This window comes from Gemmobacter nectariphilus DSM 15620 (assembly GCF_000429765.1).
In the GTDB taxonomy this organism is placed as follows: domain Bacteria; phylum Pseudomonadota; class Alphaproteobacteria; order Rhodobacterales; family Rhodobacteraceae; genus Wagnerdoeblera; species Wagnerdoeblera nectariphila.
Genome location: NZ_AUCM01000014.1, coordinates 1 through 26,634, shown reverse-complemented (window position 1 = coordinate 26,634; position 26,634 = coordinate 1). Strand labels below are relative to the sequence as shown.

Here is a 26,634-nt window from a genome sequence, read left to right as displayed (position 1 = left end):
CCCATGGTGGACCAGCCCGAACTGGCCCGATCATGCCCGACACATCGCCGACCCTTCATCTGCTGTGCGGCAAGATCGCGGCCGGGAAATCCACCCTCGCGGCCCGTCTTGCAAAGGCGCCCGGAGCCGTCCTCATCGCCGAGGACGACTGGCTGAACGCGCTGTTCGCGGATGAGCTGGTATCGCTGCCCGATTACGTTCGGTGCTCAAAGACCCTGCGGCGGATCATGGGCCCCCATGTCGCGGCCTTGCTGGAGGCAGGCGTTTCGGTCGTTCTCGACTTTCCGGCCAACACGGTCGGGCAGCGCGACTGGATGCGCGGCATCCTTGGGATGACGACCGCCGCACACCAGCTTCACCTGCTGGAGGCGCTTGATGCGGTCTGCCTTGCGCGGCTGCGGGCCCGCAACAGCACGGGCGAACACCCGTTCGCGGTGACCGAGGCGCAGTTCCATCAGTTCTCCAACCACTTCGCCGCGCCCTCTGCCGTAGAGGGTTTCACCGTCGTCACCCATCCTGCGGGCACCTGAGGCACCTGCTGGCGCGCCTGCCCCATGACCTTATCCCGGAACACGAGGCCCCCATGTCCCGAACGAGCGATCTTCTTCTGACCGCGCTTGCCCCGGCGGTCTGGGGCAGCACCTATCTGGTCACGACCGAGGCGCTGCCGGCGGGCTATCCGGTGACCCTGGCCGCACTGCGCGCCTTGCCGGCCGGGCTGCTCGTGCTGGCGATCACGCGCTGCCTTCCGCCCCGCGCCTGGCTGGGCCGGGTGTTCCTGCTGGGCAGCTTCAACTTTGCCCTGTTCTGGGTGCTGCTGTTCATGGCCGCCTACCGGCTGCCCGGCGGGGTCGCGGCGACCCTGGGGTCGCTGCAGGCCATGATGGTGATCCTGATGGCGCGTGGCTGGCTTGGCACGCCGATCCGGGCGGGTGCGCTTGCCGCGGCGGCCACCGGCGTTCTGGGCGTGGCGCTGCTGTTGATCGGTCCTGACGCTGCACTGGACCCCGTGGGCATTGCCGCCGGGCTTGGCGGCGCGGCGTCGATGGCCGCGGGCACGGTCCTCAGCCGGAAATGGCAGCCGCCCGTATCGCCGCTCAGCTTCACGGCGTGGCAGCTGACTGCCGGGGGGCTGATCCTGGCGCCGCTGGCGCTGTTCCTTGAACCCGCGCTGCCGCCGCTTTCGGCGACGAACCTTGCCGGGCTGGTTTGGCTCGGGCTGATCGGTGCTGCGGCCACCTATGCGCTCTGGTTCCGGGGCGTTGCGCGGATCGGGCCCGGCGCGGTCTCGATGCTGGGCATGATGAGCCCGGTGACGGCCGTGCTGCTGGGCTGGGTGGTGGCGGGTCAGTCGCTGTCCCTGCTGCAGGGGCTTGGCGCGCTGATCGTCCTTGGCTCGGTCCTGGCGGGTCAAGGCGCAAGCCGCCCGACGGCGCCCGCGCCAGCAAGGCCGCAGCCGCGTCCCGATCCGGCGGGCGGCACGTTCAGGAACCGCGCCGGTGCGTTTCCGGCAATGCCGGGCACGAGCCCGTTCCCGCACGTCTTGGCCCATCGCACCGAAAAGAGGCCCTGATGACCAGTCCCGCGCCAACGCCCGAGTTTGCCCGCCAGGCCCGCCTTTCAGGCCTGCTCTATCTGATCATCATCGTCGCGGGCCTTGGGGCCGAGGCGGGCCTGCGCGGCCCGCTGATCGACCCGGACGATGCAGCAGCCACCGCGGCGGCGATCCTGGCCGCCCCGGGCCGGTTCCGGCTGGCCATCGCCGCCGACCTGGTGATGGCGCTTTGCGATGCCGGGCTCGCCATATTGCTGTATCTGATCTTTCGGACCGCCTCGCCGGGGCTTGCCCTGGCCGCGATGGTGTTCCGACTGATCCAGACGGTGCTGATCGCCGCGGCGCTGCTGGCCCAGCAAGCCGCGTGGCTGCTGGTTTCACGCGCCAACGCGCTTGTCGATGCCAATGCGCTGGCGCTGGTGTTTCTGGATCTGCACGGCCATGGCTATGATCTGGGCCTGGTTTTCTTTGGCGTGAACAGCTTGATCATGGGTCTGCTTGTCTGGCGATCCGGCCGTTTTGCGAAGATCTTCGGGGCTGGCCTTGCGGTGGCGGGGCTCGTCTATCTGATCGGCAGCGGCCTGCGCTTCTTCTACCCTGAAGGGTCCCGGGCATTCGTCGCGGCCTATCTGCTGACGATCCTCGCCGAGACGGCGTTCTGCCTCCGGCTGCTTTTCCAGGGGAGCCCGGTCAAACAGGGACGCGGGTGAAGAGGTCGTCCCAAGAGGCGCCCGGTTCGAATGCGCCCCCGAGGCATCTGGATGGGGGGCCATGAGCCACCGGGCTACGATGTGCAAGGTCGCAAGCCGGTGGTGAACAAGGCCAAGGCAGTGCGGCAGACCTTGCTGCGGTTCATTGATTTGGGCTGCGCGGCAGGGCTGGCGCGGGACCTGCGCCGCAAGGGGTTCCACGGCAAGCAGGGCACATGGGATCGCGCCTGCCACCGTGCAGGAAAACCCCCGCAAGCGGGCCAACAACAGCCGTGCGCAGATGCCAGCGCGGCCCAAGGGGCTGATCCGTGGCGAAAATGGCGCGACCATGACGCCGACCTGCACAAAGAGAGGGGCCAGCTCTACCGCGGTCATGTGCCGATGGACGTGATCCGGACCCGCGAGACTGGCGAGAAGACGGCACCGCCGCGGCTTGCGGCCGGAAGGGTCGAGGACGCGGCCGAAACAGAGGTCAGCCGCATCCTGCAAACACCCGAGGTCGTGACGCAGGTGCTGGCCGCCCTCAAGCGCAACAGCGCTGGGACCTTCCATGGCGGATGCCATCGCGGCCCTGCACGAGGTCGATGCGCCCTGCCCACAACTCTTGCCGCCCGAACAGGTCCCATCATCCAGTCGCTGGCGCGGCGCGTCGTGGGTCAGCAACGCAGGGCCCGACCTCGACAGTCGGCGCGAAGGGGGCGCGGGCATCATCCGCGCGATGGTCGCCCCGCGTCAGATGGAGGCGGCAGAGGGACAAAACCACCTGTCAGCCGACGGCACGAAAGCGGTTTTCCGCCGCCACCCGGGCGATCCCACCATCACCGGCAAGCGATTCGCACCGCGATCCGGCAGGATGTTGCGCATGGCAACCAATGATTGAGCGAATATCCGTCCCTCAATCCTGAATAAATCTCCCCCCAACATACGGCGACACACATTCCACGGCTGGCGAACAATCCGACCAAAGTCGGATATCGAATCCGACAAAGGACCGGGTGATTTACCCGACCTTCGGATTCGGCGTCCCGCAATTGATTAGCGGATAATTCATCATCCACGCCTTCCGCGGATTGGCAGGCACACGACTTTTAGGGGATGGAGCTTAATAAATGGTTACTCTGAATCGGAACGACCTGTCGCACATTCTGAATCAAATCAAGCTTGCCGAAGAACATACCCGGCTGATCAATTCCGGCGTGGACCCGCGCGAGGCGCTGAATTCGCTGATCACCAGTCCGCTGATCCCGACCGGGCTGCGCACCGTCGATGGCAGCTACAACAATTTCCAGCCCGGCATGGTGCATTTCGGTGCCGCCGATCAGCCGATGACGCGGCTGCTGACCCCGACGTTCCGCAGCGCCGGGACCAACCCGCGCACCGGCGCCCAGACCTCGTATGCGCAGACCTCGGGCACGGTCTATGACAGCGAGCCGCGGACGATCTCGAACCTGGTGGCCGACCAGTCGCTCGACAACCCCGCCGCCATTGCCGCCGCGCTGGCGGTGAACGGGATCACCGGGGCGGAACAGCTGCGCATCGTCGGAGAGATCCTGGACGCGCGGCGCGCAGCCCGTGCCCTGCAAGAGGCGATCGCCACCGCCGAGACGCAGGCCGCCGCCGCCATTGCCGCCGCGCAGACCGTGGTTGACGCGGCTCAGGGCGAGGTCGATGCCGCAACACTGGTCTGGCAGGCGGCCGCCGCCGAATCCGCCGCCGCCGACCTGGCACTGAGTGAAGCTCAGGCGCGCGTCGATGCCGCCCTTGCGACGCTGGCCGCCCTGCCCCCGTCCGGCCAGCTGGCGGCCGCCATCGCAACCCTTGCCGCCGCGCAACTGGCGGCCAGCGCAGCGACCAGCGCCGCCGCAACCGCGCAGGCCACGCTGATCGCGGCCGAGGCCGACCTTCTGGCCGCCCAGGAAGAGCTGGCGCGGCTTGAAGCGTTGCGTGATGATGCCGTCGCCGCAGCCGAAGCCGCCGATGCGGCCGTTGCCGAGGCGCAGGCCGTCTACGATGCCGCGCAGGCGCTTGTCGACGGTGGGGGACCCACCACCGCCGAGCTGACGGCCGCACAGGCCGCCGTGACCGCCGCCGAGGACGATCTGGCCGCGGCCCAGCTTGCGGCAGCCGCCGCCGCCACGGCCCGCCAGGACGCGCAGGATGCCGTCGATGCCCAGCAACTGATCGTGGACGATGCACAGGCCGCCGTGACCGCCGCCGAGGGCGATCTGGCGGCGAAACAGGCCACTGCAGCCCAGACGCAGGCCGACCGCGATCAGGCAGCTGCCGATCTGGCCGCTGCGGATGCCGCCTCTCAGGCGGCTGCGGCCGCCTATCTCGCCAGCCCCACGGCGGCGAACCTTGCGGCGCTGCTGGCCGCCGCCCAGGCCACGCAGGACGCGCAGGACGATTTCGACAGCGCCGCCGCAGCCGACGACGCGGCCGATGCGGCCGTTGCCGATGCCGAGGCTCTGCTGGCCGAAGCAACCCTGGCCCTGACCGATGCCGGTGCCGACCTCGCCGCGCTTCAGACCGCGCTGAGCGCCGCCGAACTGGCCGAGGCCACCGCCTTGCAGGCCGTTGCCGATGCGCAGGCCGCCCTGAGCGCGGCCGAAACCCATCTGGCCGAGCTGCTCGATGCCACCGTCGATCTGGAAGCCGCGCTGGCCGCCCGCGATGCCGCGCTGGCGGCGCTGACCAGTGCTCAGGCCGTGGCCTCGGCCGCCGCAGCCGAGGCGACCGCGGCGCAAGCGGACGTCGATGCCCAGGCCCTGCTGACTGCAGCGGCGCAAGAGGCCGCCAACGCCGCCGCCGAGGACGAGGCCGCCGCCATGGCAGCCCTTGCCACCGCCGAGGCCGATCTGGCCGCCGCGCAGGCCGCCCTGATCACCGCAGCCGGCGACGAGATCGCCCGCTCCGAGGCGCAGGCCGACGTCATTGCCGCGCAAGAGGCGCTGGCCGGTGCCGAGGATGCCGCCGATCTGGCCTCGGCTGCGCTGGCCGATGCCCTGGCCGCGCTGACCGCGGCGCAAGGCGCCCTGGACGATGCCATCGCTGCGCGCGATGCCATCCCCTCGGGCGCGGCCGCTGTAGCCGCGGCCACCGCCGAGGCCGAAGCCGCCGAGGCCGCAGTTCTGGACCTGATCGCCAGCCACGGCATCGAGATGGACGGCGACAATGTCTTCATCCGCAATATCGCGGCCGATCTAGGCGACACCGCATCGTTCAACGGGTTCATGACGATCTTCGGCCAGTTCTTCGACCATGGCCTTGACCTGACCACCAAGGGCGGCGGCACGGTGATGATCCAGCTGCAACCCGACGACCCGCTCTATGTGCCGGGCAGCGCCACGAATTTCATGGTGCTGACCCGCGCGACCAACGATCCGGGCCCCGATGGCATCGCGGGAACGGCCGACGATGTGCGCGATCACACCAACCAGACCACGCCCTGGATCGACCTGAACCAGGTCTATGCCTCGAATGCCTCGCATCAGGTCTTCCTGCGCGAATATGTCATGGTCGAGGGCAAGCCGGTGGCAACGGGCCACATGCTGGAAAGCGACCGTGGCGGCCCGCCCACCTGGGCCGACATCAAGGCCCAGGCGCTGGACATGCTGGGCATCCGGCTGGACGATCTGAACGTGCATGACGTGCCGCTGCTGGTGACCGATCTTTATGGCGCCTTCGTGCGGGGCGAGAACGGCTTTCCGCTGATGATGACCGCAGATGGCGCGGTCGAGGGCAACCCGGCCGATCCGGTCTCGGGCCTCGATGCGCTGTCCGCCGGACGGGCCTTCATGGACGACATCGCCCATAACGCCGCGCCCGGCACCTATGTCGTCGACCGCTTTACCGGCGAGACCGCCGTCAAGACGCCGGACGAGGATACCGAGACCGGCAACGAGATCGTCCCGAACGCCTTTGGCCAGAACGCCACCTATGACAACGAACTGCTGGACCGGCACTATATCGTCGGCGACGGCCGCGGGAACGAGAACATCGCCCTGACCGCCGTGCACACGATCTTTCATGGCGAACACAACCGCCAGGTCGAGGCGATCAAGGCCCAGCTGCTGGATGCCGGCGACGTGGACTTTCTGAACGAATGGCTGGCGGTGCCCGTCAGCGGCATTCCCGCCGATCTGTCCGATCTGCAATGGAATGGCGAGCGGCTGTTCCAGGCCGCGCGCTTTTCGACCGAGATGGTCTATCAGCATCTGGTGTTCGAAGAGTTCGTCCGCGCCATCGCGCCGCAGATCGACCCCTTCGTCTTCTCGAACACGGTCGAGCTGGATGGCGCGATCTTCGAGGAATTTGCCCAGGTCGTCTATCGCTTCGGCCATTCCATGCTGAACGAGACGGTCCAGATGCTGGCCCCGGTGAACGGCGGCGCCGATCCTCAGGAAATGGGGCTGATCGAGGCCTTCCTGAACCCCGTCGCCTTCGACAATGCGGGGGTGGATGCCCATGCCGCCGCCGGCAGCATCCTGCGCGGCATGACCCGTCAGGCCGGCAACGAGATCGACGAATTCATGACCGGCGCGCTGCGCAACAATCTGGTGGGCCTGCCGCTGGACCTGGCCGCGCTGAACATCGCGCGGGCACGCGAAACCGGCATCCCCTCGTTGAACGATGCGCGGCGCCAGATCTTTGACCAGACCCAGGACACCTATCTGAAACCCTATGAAAGCTGGGCGGATTATGCGGGCAACCTGAAGAATCCGCTGTCGGTGGTGAATTTCATCGCCGCCTACGGCACGCATGACACCGTCACCTCGGCCACCACGGCGGCGGACAAGCGCGATGCGGCCTGGGCGCTGGTCTTTGGCGGCGAGAATGCGCCGGCGGACCGGCTGGACTTCCTCAACTCTACCGGCACCTGGGCGGGCGCGGAAAGCGGGCTGAACCTCGTCGATTTCTGGATCGGCGGCCTGGCCGAGGCGCTGATGCCCTTTGGCGGGATGCTGGGATCGACCTTCACCTTCGTCTTCGAGCTGCAGATCGAGAACCTGCAAGCGGCCGACCGCTTCTACTATCTCAGCCGCACGCAGGGCATGAACCTGCTGACCCAGCTGGAAAGCGACAGCTTCGCCAGCCTGATCCGCCGCAACACCGACACCAAGGACGTCGGGATCCACATCAACGGGGCGGCCTTCCAGACGGCGGATTACGTGCTGGAGATGAATCAGGCGCTGCAATGGAACCCGGGCCTTGGCACGCTTGACCCGACGCGCGATCCCGATGTGCTGTCGTCGGTCAATGGCACCACCTCGCTGGTGGAACGCCGCGATGTCGATGGCGATGGCGATGTGGATTACATCCGCTACCTGGGCGGCGAACATGTGGTGATCGGCGGCACGTCGGAAAACGACACGATCATCGGCGGCGCCGGCGATGACGGGCTGTGGGGCGAAGGCGGCGACGACAATATCGAGGGCGGCTTCGGTGTCGATCACATCTTCGGCGGCGCCGGGAACGACGTCATCACCGACAGCGGAACCGATATCGGGGCTGCCGACGTGATCAAGGGCGAGGCCGGCGACGACGTCATCAACGCCGGCATGGGCCTCGACCTGGTGTTCGGCGGCGCCGGATCGGACGTGCTTGCGGGCGGCTCCGAGGCCAAGGACATCTTCGGCGGCGAGGGCAACGACTTCATCCGCGCGGCCTCGGGCGGGGGCGGCATCGTCTTCGGCAACGAGGGCGACGACTGGATGGAAGGCCAGGGGTTCATGAACACCCTGACCGGCGACAATTCCGAGCTGTTCTTCAACAGCCGGATCATCGGCCATGACGTGATGCTGGCAGGCGAGAACGATACCGATTTCGACGCCGAATCCGGCGACGACATCATGGTTCAGGGCATCGGCATCAACCGCAACAACGGCATGGCCGGGTTCGACTGGGTCACCTACCAGCACAACCAGTATGCCGCCGATGCGGACATGAACGTCAGCATCTTCGTCAACCAGCAGAACAACATCCTGCGCGACCGCTATGACCTGGTCGAAGGGCTGTCGGGCTGGAACTATGACGACACGCTGACCGGGCGCGAAGTCGTCATTGGCGGCTACGACCCCAACGGCAATGCGGCACAGGTCGCCGATGACGCGCCGATCGAGAGCTTCTCGAACGCGCTGTTGGAAAAGAACGTCGACCTGATCGACGGCCTGCGCGATCTGGTGGCGCATCTGGAACGGTTCCAGCTGACCCACCCGGCCGGCACCACCACGGAATCGCTGACCGCGGTGATGGATACGTCGGACGGGTCGGACATCATCCTTGGCGGCGGCGGGTCGGACACGATCACCGGCATGGCCGGCAACGACATCATCGACGGCGACCGCTTCCTTCAGGTGATGATCGGCATCAACGATGCGAACGGCGCCCCGATGGCACGGGCTACCGGCCTGACCGCGCCGGTCGTGGGGCTGGACGGCACCACCCTGTTCGAAGGCCGCTCGCTGGAATCGCTGCTGTTCAGCCGGACCATTACCCCCTCGCAGATGCATATCCTCCGCGAGATCGTCGATGGCGGACAACAGAATGACGTCGATGTGGCGCAATACTGGGACGTGATGGCGAACTATGCGGTCGTCTACAATGACGATGGCAGCTTTACCGTCAGCCACATCACCACCACCCCGGGCGTCATCAACCCGACCGACGGCCGCAATATGGCGAACGAGGGCACCGACCGGCTGCGCAACATCGAATTCGTCCGCTTTGCTGACGGCGAAATCCGGCTGGCCGATCTGATCCCGGCGGCCCATCCCGTCACCGGCGCCCCGGTGCTGTCGGACGAAACCCCGACCATCGGCGAGACGCTGACCGCCGATCTGTCGGGCATCGCCGATCTGAACGGCATCGCGGGCATCACGGTGCAATGGCAGGAATCGGCAGACGGCACCACCTGGACCAATATCGCTGGCGCGACCGGCCTGACCTTCACGCCCGGCGCGGCCCAGCGGCTGGACATGCTGCGCGTCGTTGCCACGGTGACCGACACCACGGGCGCGGTGGAACAGGTGATTTCGGCCGTGACCGACCGCACCGGCGATCGCATCACCGGCACGAACCTGGCCAATACCCTGACCGGAACGGCAGGCGGCGACATCCTGACCGGCCAGCGCGGCAACGACATGATCTCGGGCGGGGCCGGGGACGATGTGGTCATCTGGAACGCCGCGACCTTTGTGACCGACGGGCGCGACACGGTGGACGGCGGCGCCAACTGGACCGGCGGCGATCCCGCGCGGGCCGTGGGCGATACCTTCGTCATCAACGGCAGCGATCTGGCCGAAACCTACCGCGTCTATGCGGTGGCCGATTGGCTGGCGCTTGGCGGCACCCGGACCGTGGCGGCCGGAACGGAAATCGTCATCACCCGCAACGGCACCGGCAACGGCAATGTCATCGCCGAGCTGCGCAACATCGAGGAGATCGTCATCAACACCGGCGGCGGGTTCAGCCTGCTCAATCCCCTTGCGGACAATGACGAGGTGCTGATCATCGGCGATTTCAGCCCGACCAGCCTCAGCTTCAACACCATCACCATCAATGGCGGCACGGGCGACGATACCGTCGACATCAGCGCGCTTGCATCGGCGCACCGCATCCTGTTCCGCACCAATGGTGGCAACGATGTCATCGTCGGCACCCTGCGCGCCCAGGATGTGATCGAGGCGGCGCCCGGCATCAATCCGGCCGCCTATTCCGCCAGCCAGGACCCTGTCACCGGCATGATCACCCTGTCGGCCGACGGCTCGACGATCACCTTTGCCGGCACGCTGGACAACCTGCCCCGTGTCGTTCCTGCCCCGGTCAAGGGCGAGGAGATCCCGCCCTATTTCACCCGATCGGATGCCACGAACCTGCTGGATCTGGTGCGCGGCCTGCTGCCGGGCGGCGACGACGATGCCCGTGGCGCGCTGGGGGTGCGCGATCTGCCGGGCCTGCTGAACAACGAGGCAAACCCCGGCTATGGGGCGGCGGGCGAGCCTTTCATCCGGCTGACCGAAGCGCGCTATGGCGATTACGACGAGACCATCGACAACAACGCCATCAACCCGCTGTTCCGGGGGCTCGACCCGCGCGAGATCTCGAACATCGTCGGCGCGCAAGGGGCCGAGGTGGGCCAGCAGACGGCGGTCAACGCCCTGTTCACCGCCTTTGGCCAGTATTTCGACCACGGGCTGACCTTCATTCCCAAGGGGGGCCACGGCACGATCGAGATTGGCGGCCCCGGTATCGTCCGGGCGCCCGGATCGAACAATCCGGCCGATCTGACACGGGCCGATGTGGTCGGCTTCGATGCGGACGGGGCGCCGATCCATACCAACATCACCTCGCCCTTCGTCGATCAGAACCAGGTCTATGGCTCGTCCAGCCTGATCGGCCAGCTGCTGCGCGAAAGCGACGGGGCGGGTGGCGTCGGCTCGCGGGTGCTGATGGGGGGCGACGATCCTTCGGCGCCGGGCTTTGATCTGCTGCCGACGCTGCGGGCGGTGCTGGACCACCATATCGAGGCGGGCACGGTGTTCCACTCGGCGCTGTTCGGCACCGAAGGGCGGACGCTGCTGGACCATTACCCCACCCTGCGGGATGCGAACGGCGTCTATGACGCGGCGGCGGTGGCCGATCTTGCCGCGAACTTCATGGGCGAGGGCTGGCCGCTGCTGCTCGATACCAACCCCTACATCAACCTGCTGGATCACGTCGTGGCCGGCGATGGCCGGGTGAACGAGAACGTGGGCCTGACCTCGATGCACACGATCTTTGCCCGCAACCACAACCACCACGTCGAGGCACTGGCCGAGGTCTATGCTGCCAACGGCATCCAGCTTACGCAAGAAGAGCTGTTCCAGGCCGCCAAGATCGTCAACGAGGCCGAATATCAGCGCGTCGTCTTCACCGAATTCGCCGAAAAGCTGCTGGGCGGCCAAGGCATCCGGGGCGGCGGCGATCACGGTTTCGAAGACTACCAGCCCGAGACCGATGCCCGCATCAGCCACGAATTTGCGGCGGCAGCCTATCGGGTCGGGCATACGCTGGTCGGCAATACGGTCGAGGTGTTGCAGGCCGATGGCACCACCCGCTCGGTCGCGCTGTATGATGCCTTCCTGAACCCGACCAACGAGGCCTCGGCCTTCCTGCTGCCGATCGAGACGCTGCAAGGCTATGGCTACAATCCGCAGGAAGGCTATGGCCAGATCGGCGCGGCGGCGGTTCTGGGCGGCATGGTCCAGCAAGGCGCCGAACAGGTCGATGTGCAGATGGTCGACTCGCTGCGCAACGATCTGACGCGCAACAGCGCCGATCTGTTCGCGTTCAACGTGGCGCGCGGCTGGGATCTGGGGCTGGGCACGCTGAACCAGATCCGCACCGATCTGTCCAACTCGGCCAACCGCCATATCCGCGAGGCCCTGGGCCACACCGGCAACCTGACGGCCTATGTCAGCTGGCAGGACTTCCAGGTGCGCAACGGGCTTTCGAACGCGCTGATCGACCAGCTGCGCCAGGCCTATCCCGATCTGGTGCTGAGCGCCGATGAAATCGCCGCCTTCGAGGAGGTGAACCCCGATATCGAGCTGACGATGAACGCCGACGGCACCGCGACGGTCAAGGGCATCGACCGGCTGGACTTCTGGGTCGGCGGCCTGGCCGAGGCCAAGTTCGAAGGCGCGATGGTCGGGGCGACCTTCTGGGCGATCCTGCACGAACAGCTTGACCGGCTGCAGGACGGCGACCGTTTCTACTATATCCCGCGGGTCGAGGGCCTTGACCTTTACGACACCTTTGTCGAAGGCCAGACCTTTGCCGATATCGTGATGCGCAACACCGGCCTGACCGGGCTGGACGAGCGGATCTTCGAGGTTTCGGACGAGGACGACCTGGAGATCCGCCTGCCTGCCGCGGCCTCGGTCATCGAGCAAGGTGGCAGTGCGCATGACCTGATCGACGGCAATACCGGCAACGACGAGCTGCGCGGGGCCGGCGGGAACGACACGCTGACCGGCGGCGCGGGCGATGACCTGCTGGCAGGCGGCGGCGGCAGCGACGTGCTGTATGGCGGGCGCGGCAACGACAAGCTGATCGACGGCAACGGGCGCGATCTGCTGCTGGCGGGCGATGGCGATGACCGGGTGAACCTGGCGCGTGACAACCGTGTCGATTATGTCTTCGGCGGCAACGGCGTCGATACGGTCACCTTTGCCAGTGGCAGCGCGCCGGTGACGATCGATCTGGGCGGTGCGGGGTCGATCGGCTATGCCACGCTGGACGGGGTGACCGACTTCCTCGTCTCGTTCGAGAATGCCATCGGCGGCGCGGGCGACGATACGCTGATCGCCAGCGAGGCGGTGAACGAGCTGACCGGGCGCGGCGGCAAGGATGTGTTCCGCTTCCTGACCGCCGATGCGGCAGACGGCGACACGATCACCGACTTCCGCCCTGGCGACCAGATCGACCTTTCGGCCATCGACGCCAACACCGGGGATGCCGGCGACAGCGCCTTTGTCCTGCTGGCACAGGGGGCCACGGCGGTCGCTGGCAGCCTGCTGATCGAGGATCTGGGCAACGGCACCTATCGGGTTTCCGGCTTTACCGACGACGAGGAAGGGGCCGAATTCGCCCTGACCGTCCGCGCGTCGCGTGCACTGACGGGCGAGGATTTCACGCTCTGAGCCTGTCACGCCCTGCCTGCCCCCCCACACCAGGCAGGGCACCTTATTCCCCACCTTGTGTTCATTCCTTCCGAGGGTTCATCATGGCTCAGTCCCGGCCCGCACCTGATTTCCGCCGCCGGCTGAAAGCTGCAAATCTGATCCGTCAGGATCTGATGCGCCACGCCGTCGGCCTGTTTGCCATTTCCGGCGTCATCAATGTTCTTGCCCTGACCGGCTCGATCTACATGATGCAGGTCTATGACCGCGTGCTGTCCAGCGGCTCGACCGATACGTTGCTGTTCCTGTCGGCGCTGGCGCTGGCGCTCTACGTCTTTCACGGCGGGTTCGAGGCGATCCGCTCGCAGATCCTGGTGCGGTTCGGCGCGCGGCTGGATCAGCGGCTGTCGCCCCTGGCGCAGCAGCTGTCCATCGAGATGCCGCGCTATGGCTTTTCCACCACCGAGGCGATGGAACGCGGCCGCGCCATCGACACGCTGCGCGGGTTTCTGGGCAGCTCTGCCCCTGGCGCGCTGTTCGACCTTCCGTGGGTGCCGCTGTTCCTGATCTTCGTCTTTCTGCTGCATCCGGCACTGGGCGCGGTCACGCTGGCAGGCGCGGTGGTGCTTGCCGCGCTGACCGTGGTGGCCGAGATCCGCTCGCGCGGGCTGACGCAGGCGGCGCAACAGGCGATGGTGCAGCGCAACACCACAGCGGAATCGAATGCCCGCAACGCGGATGCGCTGATCGCCATGGGCGCGGTCAATCGCGCCGTCGACCGCTATCTGGCGCAGAATGCCGACCATCTGGCCACCGCCACGCGCGCGGCGGATGTGGCGGCGACGCTGTCCTCGATCTCGCGGATGTTGCGGATGGTGCTGCAATCGGGGCTGCTGGGTCTGGGCGCCTATTTCGCGCTGCGGGGCCAGATGTCGGCCGGGGCGATCATCGCCGTCTCGGTCGCCTCGTCCCGCGCGCTGGCGCCGATCGACCAGGTGATCGGCAACTGGCGCAACCTGCTGGGCGCGCGCGCGGCCTATGCGCTGCTGCGCGATGCCATCGCCGCACAGCCCGAGCCTGGCAAGACCGTCGATCTGCCGCTGCCGACCGGCTCGCTGCGGGTCGAGGGCATGACCGTCGCCTCGCCCGCCACCGGGCGGGTGCTGCTGGCCGATGTGTCGTTCGAGCTGAAGGCCGGGCAGGCGCTGGCGGTGATCGGCCCCAGCGGCGGCGGCAAGTCGACGCTGATGCGCGCGCTGGCCGGCGTGTGGCAGCCACTGCGCGGTGCGGTGCGGGTGGACGATGTCAGCCTTGCGCATATCCCGCAGGATCGGATGGGCAAGATCATCGGCTATCTGCCGCAAGAGGTGAACCTGTTCGCCGGCAGCATCCTGGAAAACATCAACCGCTTTTCCGAAGACCGCGCCAGCCGGCAGGTCTATGTCGCGGCCGCCACGGCGGGGGTGCATACGATGATCTCGGCCCTGCCCGATGGGTATGACACCCAGGTCGGCAGCGCCGGAACTGCGCTGTCTGCCGGCCAGCGCCAGCGGGTCGGGCTGGCCCGGGCGCTGTTCGGCGACCCCTTCGTCGTGCTGCTGGACGAGCCGAACGCCGCGCTGGATGCTGCGGGCGAAAAGGCGCTGAACGAAACGATCAAGATCATCCGCGACCGCGGGGGCATTGTGGTCGTGGTCGCGCATCGGCCGAACGTGCTCAAGGCGGTCGACATGGTCGCCGTGGTGCAGAACGGCCGGCTCGCCGCCTTTGGTCCGCGTGACGAGGTGCTGGGCAACAAGCAGGGCACGGCAAGCCCGCCGGCCGATCTGGTCGGCGATGGCCACGCCCGCGCCGTCCACGCAGCGGAGTAGGCGCCATGTCGATCCGCATCGCAAGCCGGGCAGGCAGGGGCAAGGACGGCCCCAACGCCGAAGCCACCAGCGACGATGACCGCGAAGCCGCCCCCGCGCGGGCGATCTTTGCCGGCTTCCTGGTGTTTGCCGCCTGGCTGCAATCCTTCTTCGGCACCGCCGAGGCAGCCCTGCCCGCAGACCGCGCGGCCCCCGACCTGCCCGATCCGCTGACCGGCCCCGACGCGGCCGAGGCTGCCCCGGACGATGGCGCCTTGCCGCGCAAGGGCCGCCCCGCCGCCGAAGCGCAGGACATGCCCCTGCCCGATCCTGTCGCAGGTCGCGGCGGTCAGGCGCGGCCCATTTCGGCTGAAGACGGTCCCGAACAGCTTCCCGATCCTGGCGCCATAGCGGCGACACTGGCGCCCGGCGGCGCGTCGGTTGCCGCGGGTGCCGATCCTGGCGGCACCTGGGGAGCTGTGCCGCCAGCCGCGGCCGGGGTTGGCCAAGCCCCGGCCGCGATCCCCGCGCCATCGCAGCAGGCCCGCCCCCCGGCGCCGACCCCCGCCGATGACCCGGACGCGCCCTTTGTGATGGATGAGACGCTGTCCGATCTTCTGGCCAGTCTCGACAGCTTCCTGGGCGCCGCCGAAGGGTTGAACGTCAGCCAGATCACCGACCTGGTCATTGGCGACGTTCTGCGCGCCGCGCCCATGTCACAGATCGAACACCTTCTGGAACTGGCGGGCGCGGATGCCAGCGGCACCCTGGGCCGGATCGGGGAAATCCTGAACGACCCCGCCTCGCGCCTGGCATTTCTTGGCCAGCTTGGCCTTGGCCCGGATGCGGCAAGCACCTTCGAGCCGCTGTCCGCCTTCGACACGATCGCCGCATTCGATCCGGGCCTTGCGTCCGGCATGACCGCCTAGTTCATTTCAGGATCCTCGCCATGACCTCTCATGTCAGCCCCCTTCAGCCCCCCCGCCGGGATCGCCGCGCCGGGACCGGCAAGACCGATGACTTCGGTATCGGCCGCCATATGGGATTCGCTCTGCTGCTTGGCGCTCTGCTGATCGGCGGGCTGGGCGGCTGGGCGGTCACCGCGCGCCTTGGGGCCGCGGTGATCGGCCCCGGCGCGGTCAAGGTCGACCGCGATCTGCGGCCCGTCCAGTATCTGGATGGTGGCGCATTGGCCGAAATCTTTCTCGAACCCGGTCAGACCATCGCGGCAGGCGAGCCCTTGATGCGCTTTGAAACCGCGCAGCTCGATACCGAACTGGCCGTCCGGCGCGGCCTGCTGCTGGATCTGGAGGTGCGCGCCGCGCGCCTGCGCGCCCTGCGCGACGACATGGACGGGCTGCTGCTGAGCCCCGGCCTTGCGGAAAGCCACGCGGATGCCGCCGAGGTCATTCGCGGCGAGATGCTGCTGTTCCAGTCCGAACGACTGGAACGTGCCGCCCGCCTGAAGGCATTGGAGCTGCGCCATGAACAGCTGGGCCATGACACCCGCGCGCTGGACGCCCGCCGCACCGCGCTGGAAGAGGAAATCCGCCTGGCCGCCGAGACCCGCACCCGCACCAAGGAACTTGTCGCCCGGGGCAGCGTGCCCCTGTCGCGGCTGGAAGACATCGGCCGCGACCATGCCCGCGTCACCGGCGAGCTGGGCGAGGTATCGGCACGCCTTGCCTCGAACGCTGCCCAGATCGGCGAGATCGAGCTGGAGATCGCCCGCCTTGGCCCCCAGATCCGGCACGAAGCCCACCGTCAGCTGCGCGAGATCGAGCCACGGATCGCAGAGCTGACCACCCAGGTCGCGGCGCTTTCGGCGCGGCTGGACCGGGCCGTCGTGCGCGCGCCCGCCGCAGGGACCGTACACGAGGTGCTGGTCAACACACCCGGACAGGTCGTGGCGCCTGGTGCGATGCTGGCAACGCTGGTTCCGCAGGATGCGGATCTGGTGATCGAATTCCGCATCGCCCCCACCGACATCGACCAGATCACCCCCGGCCAGCCCGCCCGCCTGCGCTTTCCCGCCTTTGACCAGCGCACTACCCCGGAACTGCCAGGCACCGTGCGGCACGTCGCCCCCGCGACCACGACCGACCCGGCAACCGGCGCCAGCTATTACACCGCGGTCGCCGCCGCCGATCCGGGCGCGGAACTTCCGGGCGGCCGCAAGCTGGTGCCCGGAATGCCGGTCGAGGTTTTCATTCCCACCCTGGAACGCACGCCTGCGGATTATTTCCTTCAGCCGTTTCGTGACAGTTTTGCCCGCGCAATGACCGAAGGCTGACGCTACAGTTGACCCAGGGATAATTGGGGATCGATTCTGGGGCCTGTAGCCGACGCACCGCTCGGGCCCTGACCATCCGTTTCGTCGACCGGGTCGAGGATGCTATGCCACCTTCTGCAAAGCCAACGCAGGGCCAGTCGCGTCCAGCCAGCCACCTGCTTGCCGGCCTTGCCCATTTGCGCCGGCTGTGGAACCGGCTGGGCCTGACATCGCAATTCCTGCTGGTCATCACGTTGGTGCTTTTGACACTGTCGCAGGTGTCGTCGATGATCCAGGCCGATATCGCGATGCGCACCATGGTCCAAAGCTCGCTGGATGTGGAACAGGCGCTGGCGCGGGGCCTGCTTCAGCCGGCGGTGGGGGAAAGGCCGGTCAGCGTGCACGATGCCGCCGAAGTGGTCGCCAGAGTGGACGAAGCCGTGCGCAACCGGCTTGATCCGCGCTACATCAACAAGGTCAAGCTGTGGAGCGTCGAGGGGCAGCTGATCTATTCTTCGTCCGGGGACATCCAGCCCGGCCACTGGAAGGTTCCCGAGGTCGAACGCGCACTGAACGGCGAGACCGTCATCCTTCAGATGCAGCAGACCGGATCGGACAACGATCTGGACGGGCATATCGGGCCAACGGTCTACGAAGTCTACATGCCGCTTTACGCCGCCGATGGAACGCTTGTCGCCGTTGGCGAGATCTATTGCAGCGTCGATCTGCTGGTCAGCCGGATGAACGACATGCTGGGAGAGGTCGACCGCGTGCGCCTCGGGGTCATGGTGGGGGGGCTGCTGCTTCTTGGCGCGCTGGTCTTCTTTGCCCATCGCACCATCGAGGCACAACGCCGCCAGCTGGACATCAGCCTTGCCGCCGCCGAGGGGCTGAGCCAGCGCAACAGCCTGTTGTTGCGGGAATCCGAAGTCCTGCGCCGCAACTCGGCCGAGGCGAACGAGCGACTTCTCAACCATATCGGCGCCGAACTTCACGACGGGCCGATCCAGCTGCTGTCGATTGCCGCGCTCTATCGCAGCCAGGTGCCGGTCGATACCGGATACCGCGATCTGAACGACAAGGCGGCAGCGCTGATGGACAGCTCGCTCAAGGAGTTGCGCAACATCTCGGCCGGGCTGCTGCTGCCCGATCTCAAGGATGGCTCGCTTCAGGGCACGGTTTCCAGCGCGGTTGCCGCCTTTGCGGCAGACACTGGCCTGCGGGTCGATCTTGATCTGGATCGCCAGGTGACGGCCATCCCGCTGGCGACCCGCGTCACCCTTTACCGGATCGTCACCGAGGCGCTGAACAATGCCCGCAAGCACGGGCTTGCCGACGGCATTCGGGTATCGGTGGACCGCACAGGGACCATGATGGAAATCAAGGTCCGGAATCTGCGGCGCGAACCTTGTGGCCGGGGCGCCCCTGCCAGCCCGACGGACGGGCTGGGGTTGATCGGCATGGAAAAACGCGCCCGCGCGATCGGGGCGTCGCTGGATTTTCGCTGCGAAGGACACAGCGTGGAACTTGCCCTGCGGCTGCATGCGAACGGCACGCCGATCGCCCCAGGCGACAGCGAGACCACCTGACGGTGGCCCCGGCGCCTGCCCGATCCGATGTCAGGTGCGTTTCATCTGCTTTTGCGCGGCCAGCACCACTTCCACCCGGTTTCTTGCATCGAACTTCTGCATGATCTGCGTCATGTAGTGTTTGACGGTCTTTTCCGACAACTGCAGACAGCCCGCTATGTCGCGGTTCGACGCGCCTTGCAGCAGGTGGTGGACGATCTGGTCTTCCCGATGCGAAAGTTCCACCCGGGTCTCTGCCGCCGCGCTGTGCTGATTGCGCAGTTCGCGCAACATGCGGGCGGCCAGCGTCGGCGGGACATATTCCTGGCCCGCGATCACCGCATCGATCGCATGGAACAAATCCCCGTTGCTGCTGCCCTTGACGACATATCCCGAAGCCCCGGCCGCCAATGCGGCCGCACAATCCTTGGGTGTATCCGAGGCCGTAAAGACCAGCACCAGCGGGATGGGATTTTCCGCCGTGATCCGCTTGATCACCTCAAGCGGCTCGCCCGGCATCTGCAAATCCATGACGATCAGATCCAATTCCTGGTCGAACGCCGCGCGCAGCGCTTCACCGGCAGTTGCGCCGGTGCAAACGACCTGATAACGGCCAATCTTTCCGATAAGATCCGCCAGACCAGCCAGAACGATAGGATGGTCGTCAAACAGCCCTAACCTTTTAAGCGGCATGCAGGTTCCTCCAGCCGAACACGCATCCGAATCAACTTTACCCGGGAACACGTTCTAACACGGCCGAGGCATGTTTTGCACTCGGACCAGTAAAAATCCTGTTTCCAAAAACGAGACAGACAATCCCGAAGTGCCGCTCAATACAATTCGCGGTCTATTCACCCGCCGGAGAACGCGACCGACCCGCGCGCCCGCAGCGCTGGTCCGAAACGCGCCCGGACAGGCAATCCGGCTCTGGCCGCGCAGGTCTGGTGCGGGTTCGGTCGCACGCAAAAGCGCGGCTGCGCCCCAGGCATCGCTTGCAAGACCCTTGGGATCCACGAGGCCCGTTTGGTCCTCGTCGTCAATGACCCCTGTTCCGGTGATGTCCTGTGCCGGCGGAAAGTGCCGCCGCGATGCAGTCTGCGCGATCCCATGCCCGCCCGGGGTTCCCCGGCGCTCCCATGACCATCCTGTCCCGGCCCTGCAACGTCAGACGTCAGATCATCCAACCGCTGACCAGGGTGTCTGCATCGCCATGCTGTTCCCGGAAGGGGTCGAACTCGAAGAGGATCATCCTGTTCTCGGCCGCCCGCACGACGCGGCCGGGGACATCGGCCCCGGTGGCCGACCGGAGGATTGACCGCTGCCCGGCATCACCAGGATCGGTTCGGGACAGATGACACGCGAGAGGATCGTGGCCGCGATCGCGGGCCTGGGCGCGCCCGTCACATGGCGGGACAGAAACATGTTTGCCCCGTCCTCTCCAAGGGCAGGTTCTGCCGCCGCCACCAGCGCGTCGATCATGCCCCGGGCGCAAGAGGGGTGACAGCGCTGTCCGGAAGGATCAGTCCCGGATCGCCCTGGCGCCCCGCAAGGATCGGGGGCACGGGAAGGCGCATCGCGTGGATGACAGCGGTGATCTCTGCGTCCGGCTTGGACACCTGCCATATCTGACGGACCGGCGGCTGCCCGGATATCAGCGCGAATGTGAGTGTCTTTTCGATCTGTTCCGGGGCATCCGCGGCCATCTTCCTCGGGACCGGGTCGACGGCCTGACGTTCCTTGGCGTCAGAGACCAGACGATCGACAAGGCGGGGGACACATTCGGTGGTGGCCGTGCGAGCGGTGCAAGCCATGCAGGTGTTCCGCATGTTGCCGCCTGGGGCCCGCGTCATGTTGGCCTGACCTGCTGGCGATGAAACCGGCAGCAGGCCAGGCGTGCAGGGCAGCATTCAGACGGCTTCACCCGCAGACAGGGGCCGCGCCTGCAGGTGACTGGCGTCTGCTCTCTTGTCTGCTCCTGCTGCCCGTTGCATGATCGGGCGAACAGGCCGGAGCCATGATGACTTCTGACAACCCCCGCGACCAGCTCTCGGACCTGATCCTACGGGTAGCCCTTCGGGACAGGGTTGCCTTTGACATGCTCTATGGCGCCACTTCGGCGAAACTTTTCGGCACATGCCTTCGTGTCTTGAAAGACAGGGCAGAGGCTGAGGAAGTGGTCCAGGAGGTCTATATCAAGATCTGGCTCAGGGCGGATCGGTTTTCGGTGACGGGGCAAAGCCCGATGTCGTGGCTGATCGCGATTGCCCGCCATCACGCCATCGACCGGCTGCGCGCGCGGCGCGAGGCGGCCGGAGGGATGGATGAGGCGGCGCTGACAATCCGCGATCCGGCTCCTGGGCCCGAAGCAAGCGCCATGGCCGCAGGAGAGCGGCGCAAGCTTGACGGGTGTCTTGGGGAGCTGGAAGCGGACAGAGCCGATGCTGTGCGCGCGGCCTATCTGGAGGGGGACAGCTATGCCGATCTGGCGGCCCGCCACGATGTGCCGCTGAACACCATGCGAACCTGGCTGCGACGCAGCCTGATCCGGCTGAAGGAGTGTTTGCAGCGATGAGCGACACTGATCTGGACAAGGATTTCACCGAAGATGACCTTCTGGCCGCCGAATTCGTGCTGGGGGGATTGCCGGCCTCGGATCAGGCCGATCTGGCCCGCAGGATAGAGCGGGACGCCCGGTTTGCCCGCCTTGTTGCCGACTGGGAAGAGCGGCTTTCGCCGATGGCAGAAGGGTTCATCCCCGCCGATCTGCCGCCAGCCGTGAAACGCGCGCTGGATCTGAGGCTGTTCGGCAAGGCGCCGGAACGGCAGGGGATCTGGTCCAGCCTTGCGCTATGGCGCGGGGTCGCCGGGCTGGCAACCGCAGCGTTCCTTCTGGCGGTCGCCCTGCCCGGTCTGCGCCCCCTGCCGACGGGCGACCGGCTTGCCGCATCGCTGACGGCTGCGGGCAGCAGCGTGACCTATCTGGTGCTCTACGATTCCGTCACCGGCAGCGTCAGCCTTGCCCATATGAGCGGCGATCCGGTCGAGGGGCGCGACTTCCAGCTCTGGATCGCGCGCGGGGCCGAAGCGCCGGTTTCGCTGGGGGTGATCCCGGCGGGGGTGTCGACCCGGGTTCCTGTCACCAGCGATCAGATCCGTGCCCTGATGACGACCGCCGCCCACATGGCGATCAGCCTCGAGCCGCCGGGCGGCTCTCCGACCGGGCAGCCGACGGGGCCGGTCCTGGCCGTGGGCGATCTGCTGGAAATCTGATCCGCAACGCCGCTCGTGGAAATATTTCAGGCCTGCGCGAAAAAAAATCGCGCAGGCCTGAAACTTTCTGAACCCTGCATCCGTGACTTCTAGCGTTCCCCGATCAGCGGGGCGGACAAATCCGGGAGGAAGTCACATGAAGACCGTTGCCAGAACACTCTTCGCAGGCTGTTTCGCACTGGCCACCGCAGGTGCGGCGCTGGCGCAGGACAATCCCATGGTCGGTGGCGCCGCCATGTTCGCCGACAAGAACATCGTCGAAAATGCCGTGAACTCGGCCGATCACACCACCCTGGTGGCCGCCGTGCAGGCCGCCGGTCTGGTCGAGACCCTGCAAGGCGCGGGACCGTTCACGGTGTTCGCCCCCACCAATGCAGCCTTTGGCGGTCTGCCCGCAGGGACGGTCGAGACCCTGCTGAAGCCAGAGAACAAGGACATGCTGGTCAAGATCCTGACCTGCCATGTCGTGGGCGCCAAGGCGATGGCGGCTGACGTGCAGAAGATGGTCATGGACGATGGCGGCACGCATGTGATCGAGACGCTGGGCGGCTGCAAGATCACCGCCAAGGTCAAGGACGGCATGGTCACCCTGACCGATGAAACCGGCGGCGTGGCCAAGGTCACCATCGCCGATGTCGTGCAATCGAATGGCGTCATCCACGTCATCGACAAGGTCCTGCTGCCGAAGGGCTGACGCCTCTGGCACGGGCCAGGCCATGTCTCGTGCGGTCTCTCCCTCCCGCACGAACATGGCCCGCTATCGCCGGGACCACCGGCCGAACCCCAACCAAAGAAGGAACCTTGTTCATGAACGCGATCAAGACGCTTACCGCGGGCCTGCTGCTTTCCACCCTTGCCGCGCCGGCGATGGCCGCGACCGTGGTCGGTCTTTCGGGCCAGAACGAGCTGCACTGGCTTGACACCGAAAGCTGGACCCGGACGGGCGGCGTCAGCGTGACCGGCATCGAAGGGCGACTGCTTGGGATCGACGTGCGCCCGGCCGACGGACTGCTCTATGGCGTCTTTGCCGATGGCACCCTGGCCAGCATCGACCCCAAGACGGGCGTGGCGACCAAGGTCAGCACCCTGGCCACCAGACTGGCGGACGGTGTCTCGGCCACTGTCGATTTCAACCCGGTTGCCGACAAGCTGCGTGTGATGGGCAGCGATGGCACCAACCTGCGGGTGACCGTCGAAACGGGCGCCGTGGTGAACGATGGCAGCCATGCCTACGCCGAAGGTACCGCGCCGAACATCATCGCCGGGGCCTATACCAATTCCTACAAGGGAACCGAGAAAACCCAGCTTTTCAACATTGATGGCGCCGCCGGCTGGCTGGTCCTGCAGGCTCCGCCGAACGATGGCAAGCTGAATCCCGTGGGTGAGGTCGGCGTGAAGCCGGTCGAGGCCGGGTTTGACATTGCCTCGGATGGCAAGGGGGGCAACGAGGCCTGGCTGGTGGTCGACGGGGCCTTCCATTCGGTCAATCTGGAAACCGGTGCCACCACAGAGGTCGGCAGGATCGACGGCGCGAATGTCCGCGATATCGCCATCCTGCCCACGATGTAAGTAGCGAGTGTCCTAGGTCAGTTCGTACGAGTGACACGGCCCGCAGCCTTTGGCTGGCGGGCCGCTTTCCTTTTCCCGGCAAGCTGCTCTGCACGCTGCCCCTTGGCCGGACGCAATGTCAGCCGACGGCTGCGTGAGGTCTCTTCGGTAATCGGACAGGGGCGCAGGCTGCGATCTGCCGCCTGCCGGTTTCCAGAAGCGCGGGGATCAGGCCATGTCGACATGCGCAAACCACGACGGGGGAAGCAAGGCTCGCGTGGCGCTGGCGCCGTGACGCACAAGCGCACCGTGTCGGAGTTGCCCGCAGAATGTGGCCTGCATCGGACGATGATCGATCAATGGAGGAAGGTTCCGCTCGAAAGGGCCCCGGAGGTCTTCAAGCGTTGCGGGCAGATGACGGCAGCGACTTACGAGGTGACGGTGCGGACTTTGCGTGCCACGCTCTCCGCGGCCACCTGTGTCCCCTCGTCCAGCGTGTCGGGGTCGCAGAGGGCAAGGTCGTATCACGGGATCGAAGTCCCGGCGGGTACGGACGCTTATGGGTGGATCAGGCGCGGCCTCAGTTCCCATTCAGGGACTGATATGGCGGAGAGGGTGGGCCTGAAGTCCAACCTTCTCCATCGCGGAAGCCGCCGATGGCTCATGCAAGCATCACGGGCGTGAGCGGCTGTCAATTCAGCCGCGAAAATCTTCCTTGAACCTGTCGATCTGATGCATGCGCTCATGCAGGATCGCGACGATACCGATATCGCCGTCGGACAGTCGGCGCCAATAGACGAAGTGGTGTTCGTACCGGAAGAAGAACCCTTCAACGCCGAACTCTGCCGGGATAGGCTTTGAGGCGACGCCATGGGCCTCGATCCGTTCGAACGTTTCGAACATACCGGTGATGTAGCGGTCCGCCTGGACCTCGCCCCATCGGTCGCGCGTATAGCGGTAGATGTCATCGAGGCGGAGTGATGCCGCCTCCTGAACCCGGATCGCCATCTGATCAGGCTCGGTTGCGAGCGATGACTTCGGCGGCCGTCAGCGACCTGTAACTGGTCTCGGGCGCAGCGAAGGCGCGGGTCAGTTCGGCCTTCAGCCGGTCGAAAGCCTCCTGCTCGGCCCGCTCCTTGTCTCGCCGGATCAGGTCGCGCACGTATTCGCTGATGTTCTCGTAAGAGCCGTTCTCGCCGACATTGGCCGCGACGAAATCGCTGAGCGCACCGCTCAGACGGACGGTCATGGTCGTGGTGCGGGACATGGAAGGCTCCTCATGCTTGGCGCGTATTCAATATAACCAAAAAACACTACACATCAAGTCTGGCAGCGGTGGACCAAGTTGGCCTCCCCGCCGCCTCAGTGGCGGCTTGACCTTATTCGGCATCCGCGCCGTCGTGCCGATCGGCCAGCAGCAAGACCATGTGGAACACGATATCCGAGTGCCTTGCCAGTGCGATCAGATGCTCGCCGCTGGGTCCACACTCGCCCGCAATCCAGTAATTCACGGTTCGCTCGCTGGCGCCCGTCCAGCGCATCGCCGTCTTGACTGCTCGATGCGTCAGGCCGAGTTCGTCCCGAAGTGCCGCGGCAATGGCGGTCCGGTAGTCGGCGACATCGGCTTCAAGGTGCACATTTGTGCCCGTTTTCGGCACAAATGTGCCCGTCTTGGTCCGCATCTCTGCGTCCTCCTTCGATAATACTGTGGGAAGGACATGAAAAGCGGCAGTTCGTATTTGCGCCCAACCTGCGGTAGAGGGCCATCAGCTCGAAGCAGCCCACATGATTTCTTGGGAGGCGGGCGTGGCTCGGGGAAAAGCACTATTATCCCAAGGAGAAACCGAGCCGTCCGAGCAGTTGCTGGCTGCGGAGTACGTCCGGATGTCGACCGAGCATCAACAGTATTCAACCCAGAACCAGGCGCAGACGATCAGCGAATACGCCGAACGCCGCAGCATCAGGATTGTCAAAACCTATTCGGATGATGCGAAAAGCGGCCTGATCATCGGCGGCAGGATGGCATTGCAGCAGATGATCGCCGATATCGAATCCGGCGTGGCCGAGTTCAGTGTGATTCTGGTCTATGACGTTGACCGCCCACAGACGACCTGCCCACGATGCCTACAGCCGCGCCTGTCAGATCGACGGACTATTGCGGGCCGCAATGTTGGCCGAGGAAAACGAGACGTCAGGCGTTGACGTGAAGGGCACCCCCCAGGTGCTAGGGCTTGCGCTGGAACTGTTGGCCGAGGTCATCGACGGCATAGAGGCGATGCAGCGCGCAGGAAAATCCGGTGACGGCGCCGACTGACTGCCTTCCACCTTCACGGCATCAAGGCCCTGCCCAGCGCGGGGCTTTTGTCATTACCGCGCGCCGTGTCGCAATATCGCGGGTGTCGCAAGGCGCCCAAATCGCAGGAATCGCGGGAATCGCAACGGGGACCGGGACCGCGAAGGTGCCACGACCAGCGTTAGACCTTGTCCGACCAGCCCGGCGCTGGCGCGAAGGTATGGCGACCGTCGCCATGCCTTGCTGCACCTTGCCGCGCGGGCGGGGGTGTCGCTACTGCCGATGCCCTGTGGCTGGCCAATCTTGCGGGCGGGATGCGCCGACCTGTCGCACCCCATGGGGTCCAAGCGCAAATGAGAAGGCGGACATGATGGCGGGTATGGCGAAAACACCCGTAATTTTACAAATGATTTCAATGATGTATAGCGGATGGGACGGGCCTGCGGTCCAACCTTCTCCACCTTGCAACACACTGATTCTACGAGGTTAAATTACGCCTCACTTCAGTCTGTGGTTTTGCGCCGAGAGTTTTGCACCTCGCGATGCCGTCATGGAAGAGCGACAACTGAACCGCACCGGGTTTGCCGGAGGCTCCAACTCCTGAGTAGGATGGAGCGTCATGAGCAAGACGACGAACAAGTTTTCCCCCGAAGTGCGTGAACGCGCGGTGCGGCTGGTCTTCGACAACGAGGGGCAGCATGGGTCGCGGTGGCAGGCGATCGTGTCGATTGCGGCGAAGATCGGTTGTTCTGCCCATACGCTGAACGAGTGGGTGAAGAAGGCCGAGGTCGACAGCGGGAAGCGCGCGGGCATTCCGACCGAGATGGCCGAGCGCATGAAGGCTTTGGAACGCGAGAACCGCGAGCTGCGCCAGGCGAACGAGATCCTTCGCAAGGCGTCAGCG

20 protein-coding genes are annotated in these 26,634 nt (G+C 66.1%); 15 read left to right on the top strand and 5 right to left on the bottom strand.

The annotated features are described in order from the left end of the window. Positions 1-32: 32 nt before the first annotated feature. The 9 genes from G481_RS0114225 (at position 33) to G481_RS0114185 (ending at position 18,640) form a co-directional block, all read left to right on the top strand. The gene (locus tag G481_RS0114225) at positions 33-530 is read left to right on the top strand and encodes a P-loop nucleotide/nucleoside kinase family protein (protein WP_028030635.1); all 498 of its coding nucleotides are present in this window, start codon (positions 33-35) and stop codon (positions 528-530) included. A 53-nt stretch (positions 531-583) separates the two neighbouring features. Then, the gene (locus G481_RS0114220; protein WP_028030634.1) at positions 584-1,573 is read left to right on the top strand and encodes an EamA family transporter; all 990 of its coding nucleotides are present in this window, start codon (positions 584-586) and stop codon (positions 1,571-1,573) included. Continuing rightward, on the top strand, positions 1,573-2,265 hold the full coding sequence (locus tag G481_RS23875) for a DUF4386 domain-containing protein (protein WP_035026150.1): 693 nt from the start codon (positions 1,573-1,575) through the stop codon (positions 2,263-2,265). The genes G481_RS0114220 and G481_RS23875 overlap by 1 nt, the downstream gene beginning before the upstream one ends. A gap of 550 nt (positions 2,266-2,815) precedes the next feature. Continuing rightward, positions 2,816-3,145, top strand: a complete 330-nt coding sequence (locus G481_RS0114210; protein WP_028030633.1) for a hypothetical protein — start codon at positions 2,816-2,818, stop codon at positions 3,143-3,145. A 229-nt stretch (positions 3,146-3,374) separates the two neighbouring features. Then, positions 3,375-12,950: a peroxidase family protein gene (locus tag G481_RS25175; protein ID WP_051294544.1), complete on the top strand. Its 9,576-nt coding sequence runs from the start codon at positions 3,375-3,377 to the stop codon at positions 12,948-12,950. Positions 12,951-13,033: 83 nt separating this feature from the next. After that, on the top strand, positions 13,034-14,800 hold the full coding sequence (locus tag G481_RS23850; RefSeq protein WP_051294543.1) for a type I secretion system permease/ATPase: 1,767 nt from the start codon (positions 13,034-13,036) through the stop codon (positions 14,798-14,800). Between the two features lie 5 nt (positions 14,801-14,805). Beyond that, positions 14,806-15,708, top strand: a complete 903-nt coding sequence (locus G481_RS0114195) for a hypothetical protein (protein ID WP_028030632.1) — start codon at positions 14,806-14,808, stop codon at positions 15,706-15,708. A 20-nt stretch (positions 15,709-15,728) separates the two neighbouring features. Beyond that, positions 15,729-17,072 (top strand): HlyD family type I secretion periplasmic adaptor subunit, encoded by a 1,344-nt coding sequence (locus G481_RS23845; RefSeq protein WP_051294542.1) that lies wholly within the window; start codon positions 15,729-15,731, stop codon positions 17,070-17,072. A 104-nt stretch (positions 17,073-17,176) separates the two neighbouring features. Further along, entirely contained in the window at positions 17,177-18,640 is a 1,464-nt protein-coding gene (locus G481_RS0114185) for a sensor histidine kinase (RefSeq protein WP_028030631.1), read from the top strand. A gap of 30 nt (positions 18,641-18,670) precedes the next feature. Here the strand turns inward: G481_RS0114185 and G481_RS0114180 are convergent, their stop codons facing one another. Both G481_RS0114180 and G481_RS0114170 read right to left on the bottom strand, forming a co-directional pair. Continuing rightward, complete coding sequence (locus G481_RS0114180) at positions 18,671-19,363, bottom strand: response regulator (RefSeq protein WP_154664618.1); 693 nt, start codon at positions 19,361-19,363, stop codon at positions 18,671-18,673. Positions 19,364-20,094: 731 nt separating this feature from the next. Further along, complete coding sequence (locus G481_RS0114170) at positions 20,095-20,430, bottom strand: hypothetical protein (RefSeq protein ID WP_154664617.1); 336 nt, start codon at positions 20,428-20,430, stop codon at positions 20,095-20,097. 206 nt (positions 20,431-20,636) lie between these two features. Here G481_RS0114170 and G481_RS0114165 point away from each other — a divergent pair, with 206 nt between their 5' ends. The 4 genes from G481_RS0114165 (at position 20,637) to G481_RS0114150 (ending at position 23,458) form a co-directional block, all read left to right on the top strand. Then, a complete protein-coding gene (locus G481_RS0114165; protein WP_028030628.1) occupies positions 20,637-21,191 on the top strand; it encodes a sigma-70 family RNA polymerase sigma factor in 555 nt (184 codons plus the stop codon). After that, positions 21,188-21,889 carry an anti-sigma factor gene (locus tag G481_RS0114160; RefSeq protein ID WP_051294541.1) on the top strand — a complete coding sequence of 234 codons (702 nt, stop codon included), beginning with the start codon at positions 21,188-21,190 and terminating at the stop codon, positions 21,887-21,889. The genes G481_RS0114165 and G481_RS0114160 overlap by 4 nt, the downstream gene beginning before the upstream one ends. 136 nt (positions 21,890-22,025) lie before the next feature. Continuing rightward, positions 22,026-22,583, top strand: a complete 558-nt coding sequence (locus tag G481_RS0114155; protein ID WP_028030626.1) for a fasciclin domain-containing protein — start codon at positions 22,026-22,028, stop codon at positions 22,581-22,583. Positions 22,584-22,696: 113 nt separating this feature from the next. Further along, complete coding sequence (locus G481_RS0114150) at positions 22,697-23,458, top strand: DUF4394 domain-containing protein (protein ID WP_028030625.1); 762 nt, start codon at positions 22,697-22,699, stop codon at positions 23,456-23,458. Positions 23,459-24,133: 675 nt separating this feature from the next. Here the strand turns inward: G481_RS0114150 and G481_RS0114140 are convergent. From G481_RS0114140 to G481_RS0114130, 3 genes are all read right to left on the bottom strand, one after another. Then, positions 24,134-24,445: a type II toxin-antitoxin system RelE/ParE family toxin gene (locus G481_RS0114140; RefSeq protein ID WP_028030623.1), complete on the bottom strand. Its 312-nt coding sequence runs from the start codon at positions 24,443-24,445 to the stop codon at positions 24,134-24,136. A gap of 4 nt (positions 24,446-24,449) precedes the next feature. Next, positions 24,450-24,704, bottom strand: coding sequence for a ribbon-helix-helix domain-containing protein (locus G481_RS0114135; RefSeq protein ID WP_028030622.1), 255 nt, complete (start codon positions 24,702-24,704; stop codon positions 24,450-24,452). A gap of 112 nt (positions 24,705-24,816) precedes the next feature. Beyond that, positions 24,817-25,119: a helix-turn-helix domain-containing protein gene (locus G481_RS0114130; RefSeq protein ID WP_028030621.1), complete on the bottom strand. Its 303-nt coding sequence runs from the start codon at positions 25,117-25,119 to the stop codon at positions 24,817-24,819. Between the two features lie 103 nt (positions 25,120-25,222). On the opposite strand from G481_RS0114130, the gene G481_RS0114125 reads away from it, so the two are divergent. Together G481_RS0114125 and G481_RS0114115 are read left to right on the top strand one after the other, a co-directional pair. Continuing rightward, positions 25,223-25,639: a recombinase family protein gene (locus G481_RS0114125; protein WP_028030620.1), complete on the top strand. Its 417-nt coding sequence runs from the start codon at positions 25,223-25,225 to the stop codon at positions 25,637-25,639. A 710-nt stretch (positions 25,640-26,349) separates the two neighbouring features. Continuing rightward, positions 26,350-26,634 (top strand): transposase (locus G481_RS0114115; RefSeq protein ID WP_028030680.1); only part of this gene is annotated, 285 nt, incomplete at its 3' end.

Excerpts from the sequence above, each read along its gene's own strand:
- G481_RS0114225 (WP_028030635.1), top strand. The coding sequence starts at position 33 with ATGCCCGACACATCGCCGACCCTTCATCTGCTGTGCGGCAAGATCGCG.
- G481_RS0114220 (WP_028030634.1), top strand. The coding sequence starts at position 584 with ATGTCCCGAACGAGCGATCTTCTTCTGACCGCGCTTGCCCCGGCGGTC.
- G481_RS23875 (WP_035026150.1), top strand. The coding sequence starts at position 1,573 with ATGACCAGTCCCGCGCCAACGCCCGAGTTTGCCCGCCAGGCCCGCCTT.
- G481_RS0114210 (WP_028030633.1), top strand. The coding sequence starts at position 2,816 with ATGGCGGATGCCATCGCGGCCCTGCACGAGGTCGATGCGCCCTGCCCA.
- G481_RS25175 (WP_051294544.1), top strand. The coding sequence starts at position 3,375 with ATGGTTACTCTGAATCGGAACGACCTGTCGCACATTCTGAATCAAATC.
- G481_RS23850 (WP_051294543.1), top strand. The coding sequence starts at position 13,034 with ATGGCTCAGTCCCGGCCCGCACCTGATTTCCGCCGCCGGCTGAAAGCT.
- G481_RS0114195 (WP_028030632.1), top strand. The coding sequence starts at position 14,806 with ATGTCGATCCGCATCGCAAGCCGGGCAGGCAGGGGCAAGGACGGCCCC.
- G481_RS23845 (WP_051294542.1), top strand. The coding sequence starts at position 15,729 with ATGACCTCTCATGTCAGCCCCCTTCAGCCCCCCCGCCGGGATCGCCGC.
- G481_RS0114185 (WP_028030631.1), top strand. The coding sequence starts at position 17,177 with ATGCCACCTTCTGCAAAGCCAACGCAGGGCCAGTCGCGTCCAGCCAGC.
- G481_RS0114170 (WP_154664617.1), bottom strand. The coding sequence starts at position 20,430 with ATGGCTTGCACCGCTCGCACGGCCACCACCGAATGTGTCCCCCGCCTT.
- G481_RS0114165 (WP_028030628.1), top strand. The coding sequence starts at position 20,637 with ATGACTTCTGACAACCCCCGCGACCAGCTCTCGGACCTGATCCTACGG.
- G481_RS0114160 (WP_051294541.1), top strand. The coding sequence starts at position 21,188 with ATGAGCGACACTGATCTGGACAAGGATTTCACCGAAGATGACCTTCTG.
- G481_RS0114155 (WP_028030626.1), top strand. The coding sequence starts at position 22,026 with ATGAAGACCGTTGCCAGAACACTCTTCGCAGGCTGTTTCGCACTGGCC.
- G481_RS0114150 (WP_028030625.1), top strand. The coding sequence starts at position 22,697 with ATGAACGCGATCAAGACGCTTACCGCGGGCCTGCTGCTTTCCACCCTT.
- G481_RS0114140 (WP_028030623.1), bottom strand. The coding sequence starts at position 24,445 with ATGGCGATCCGGGTTCAGGAGGCGGCATCACTCCGCCTCGATGACATC.
- G481_RS0114135 (WP_028030622.1), bottom strand. The coding sequence starts at position 24,704 with ATGTCCCGCACCACGACCATGACCGTCCGTCTGAGCGGTGCGCTCAGC.
- G481_RS0114130 (WP_028030621.1), bottom strand. The coding sequence starts at position 25,119 with ATGCGGACCAAGACGGGCACATTTGTGCCGAAAACGGGCACAAATGTG.
- G481_RS0114125 (WP_028030620.1), top strand. The coding sequence starts at position 25,223 with ATGATTTCTTGGGAGGCGGGCGTGGCTCGGGGAAAAGCACTATTATCC.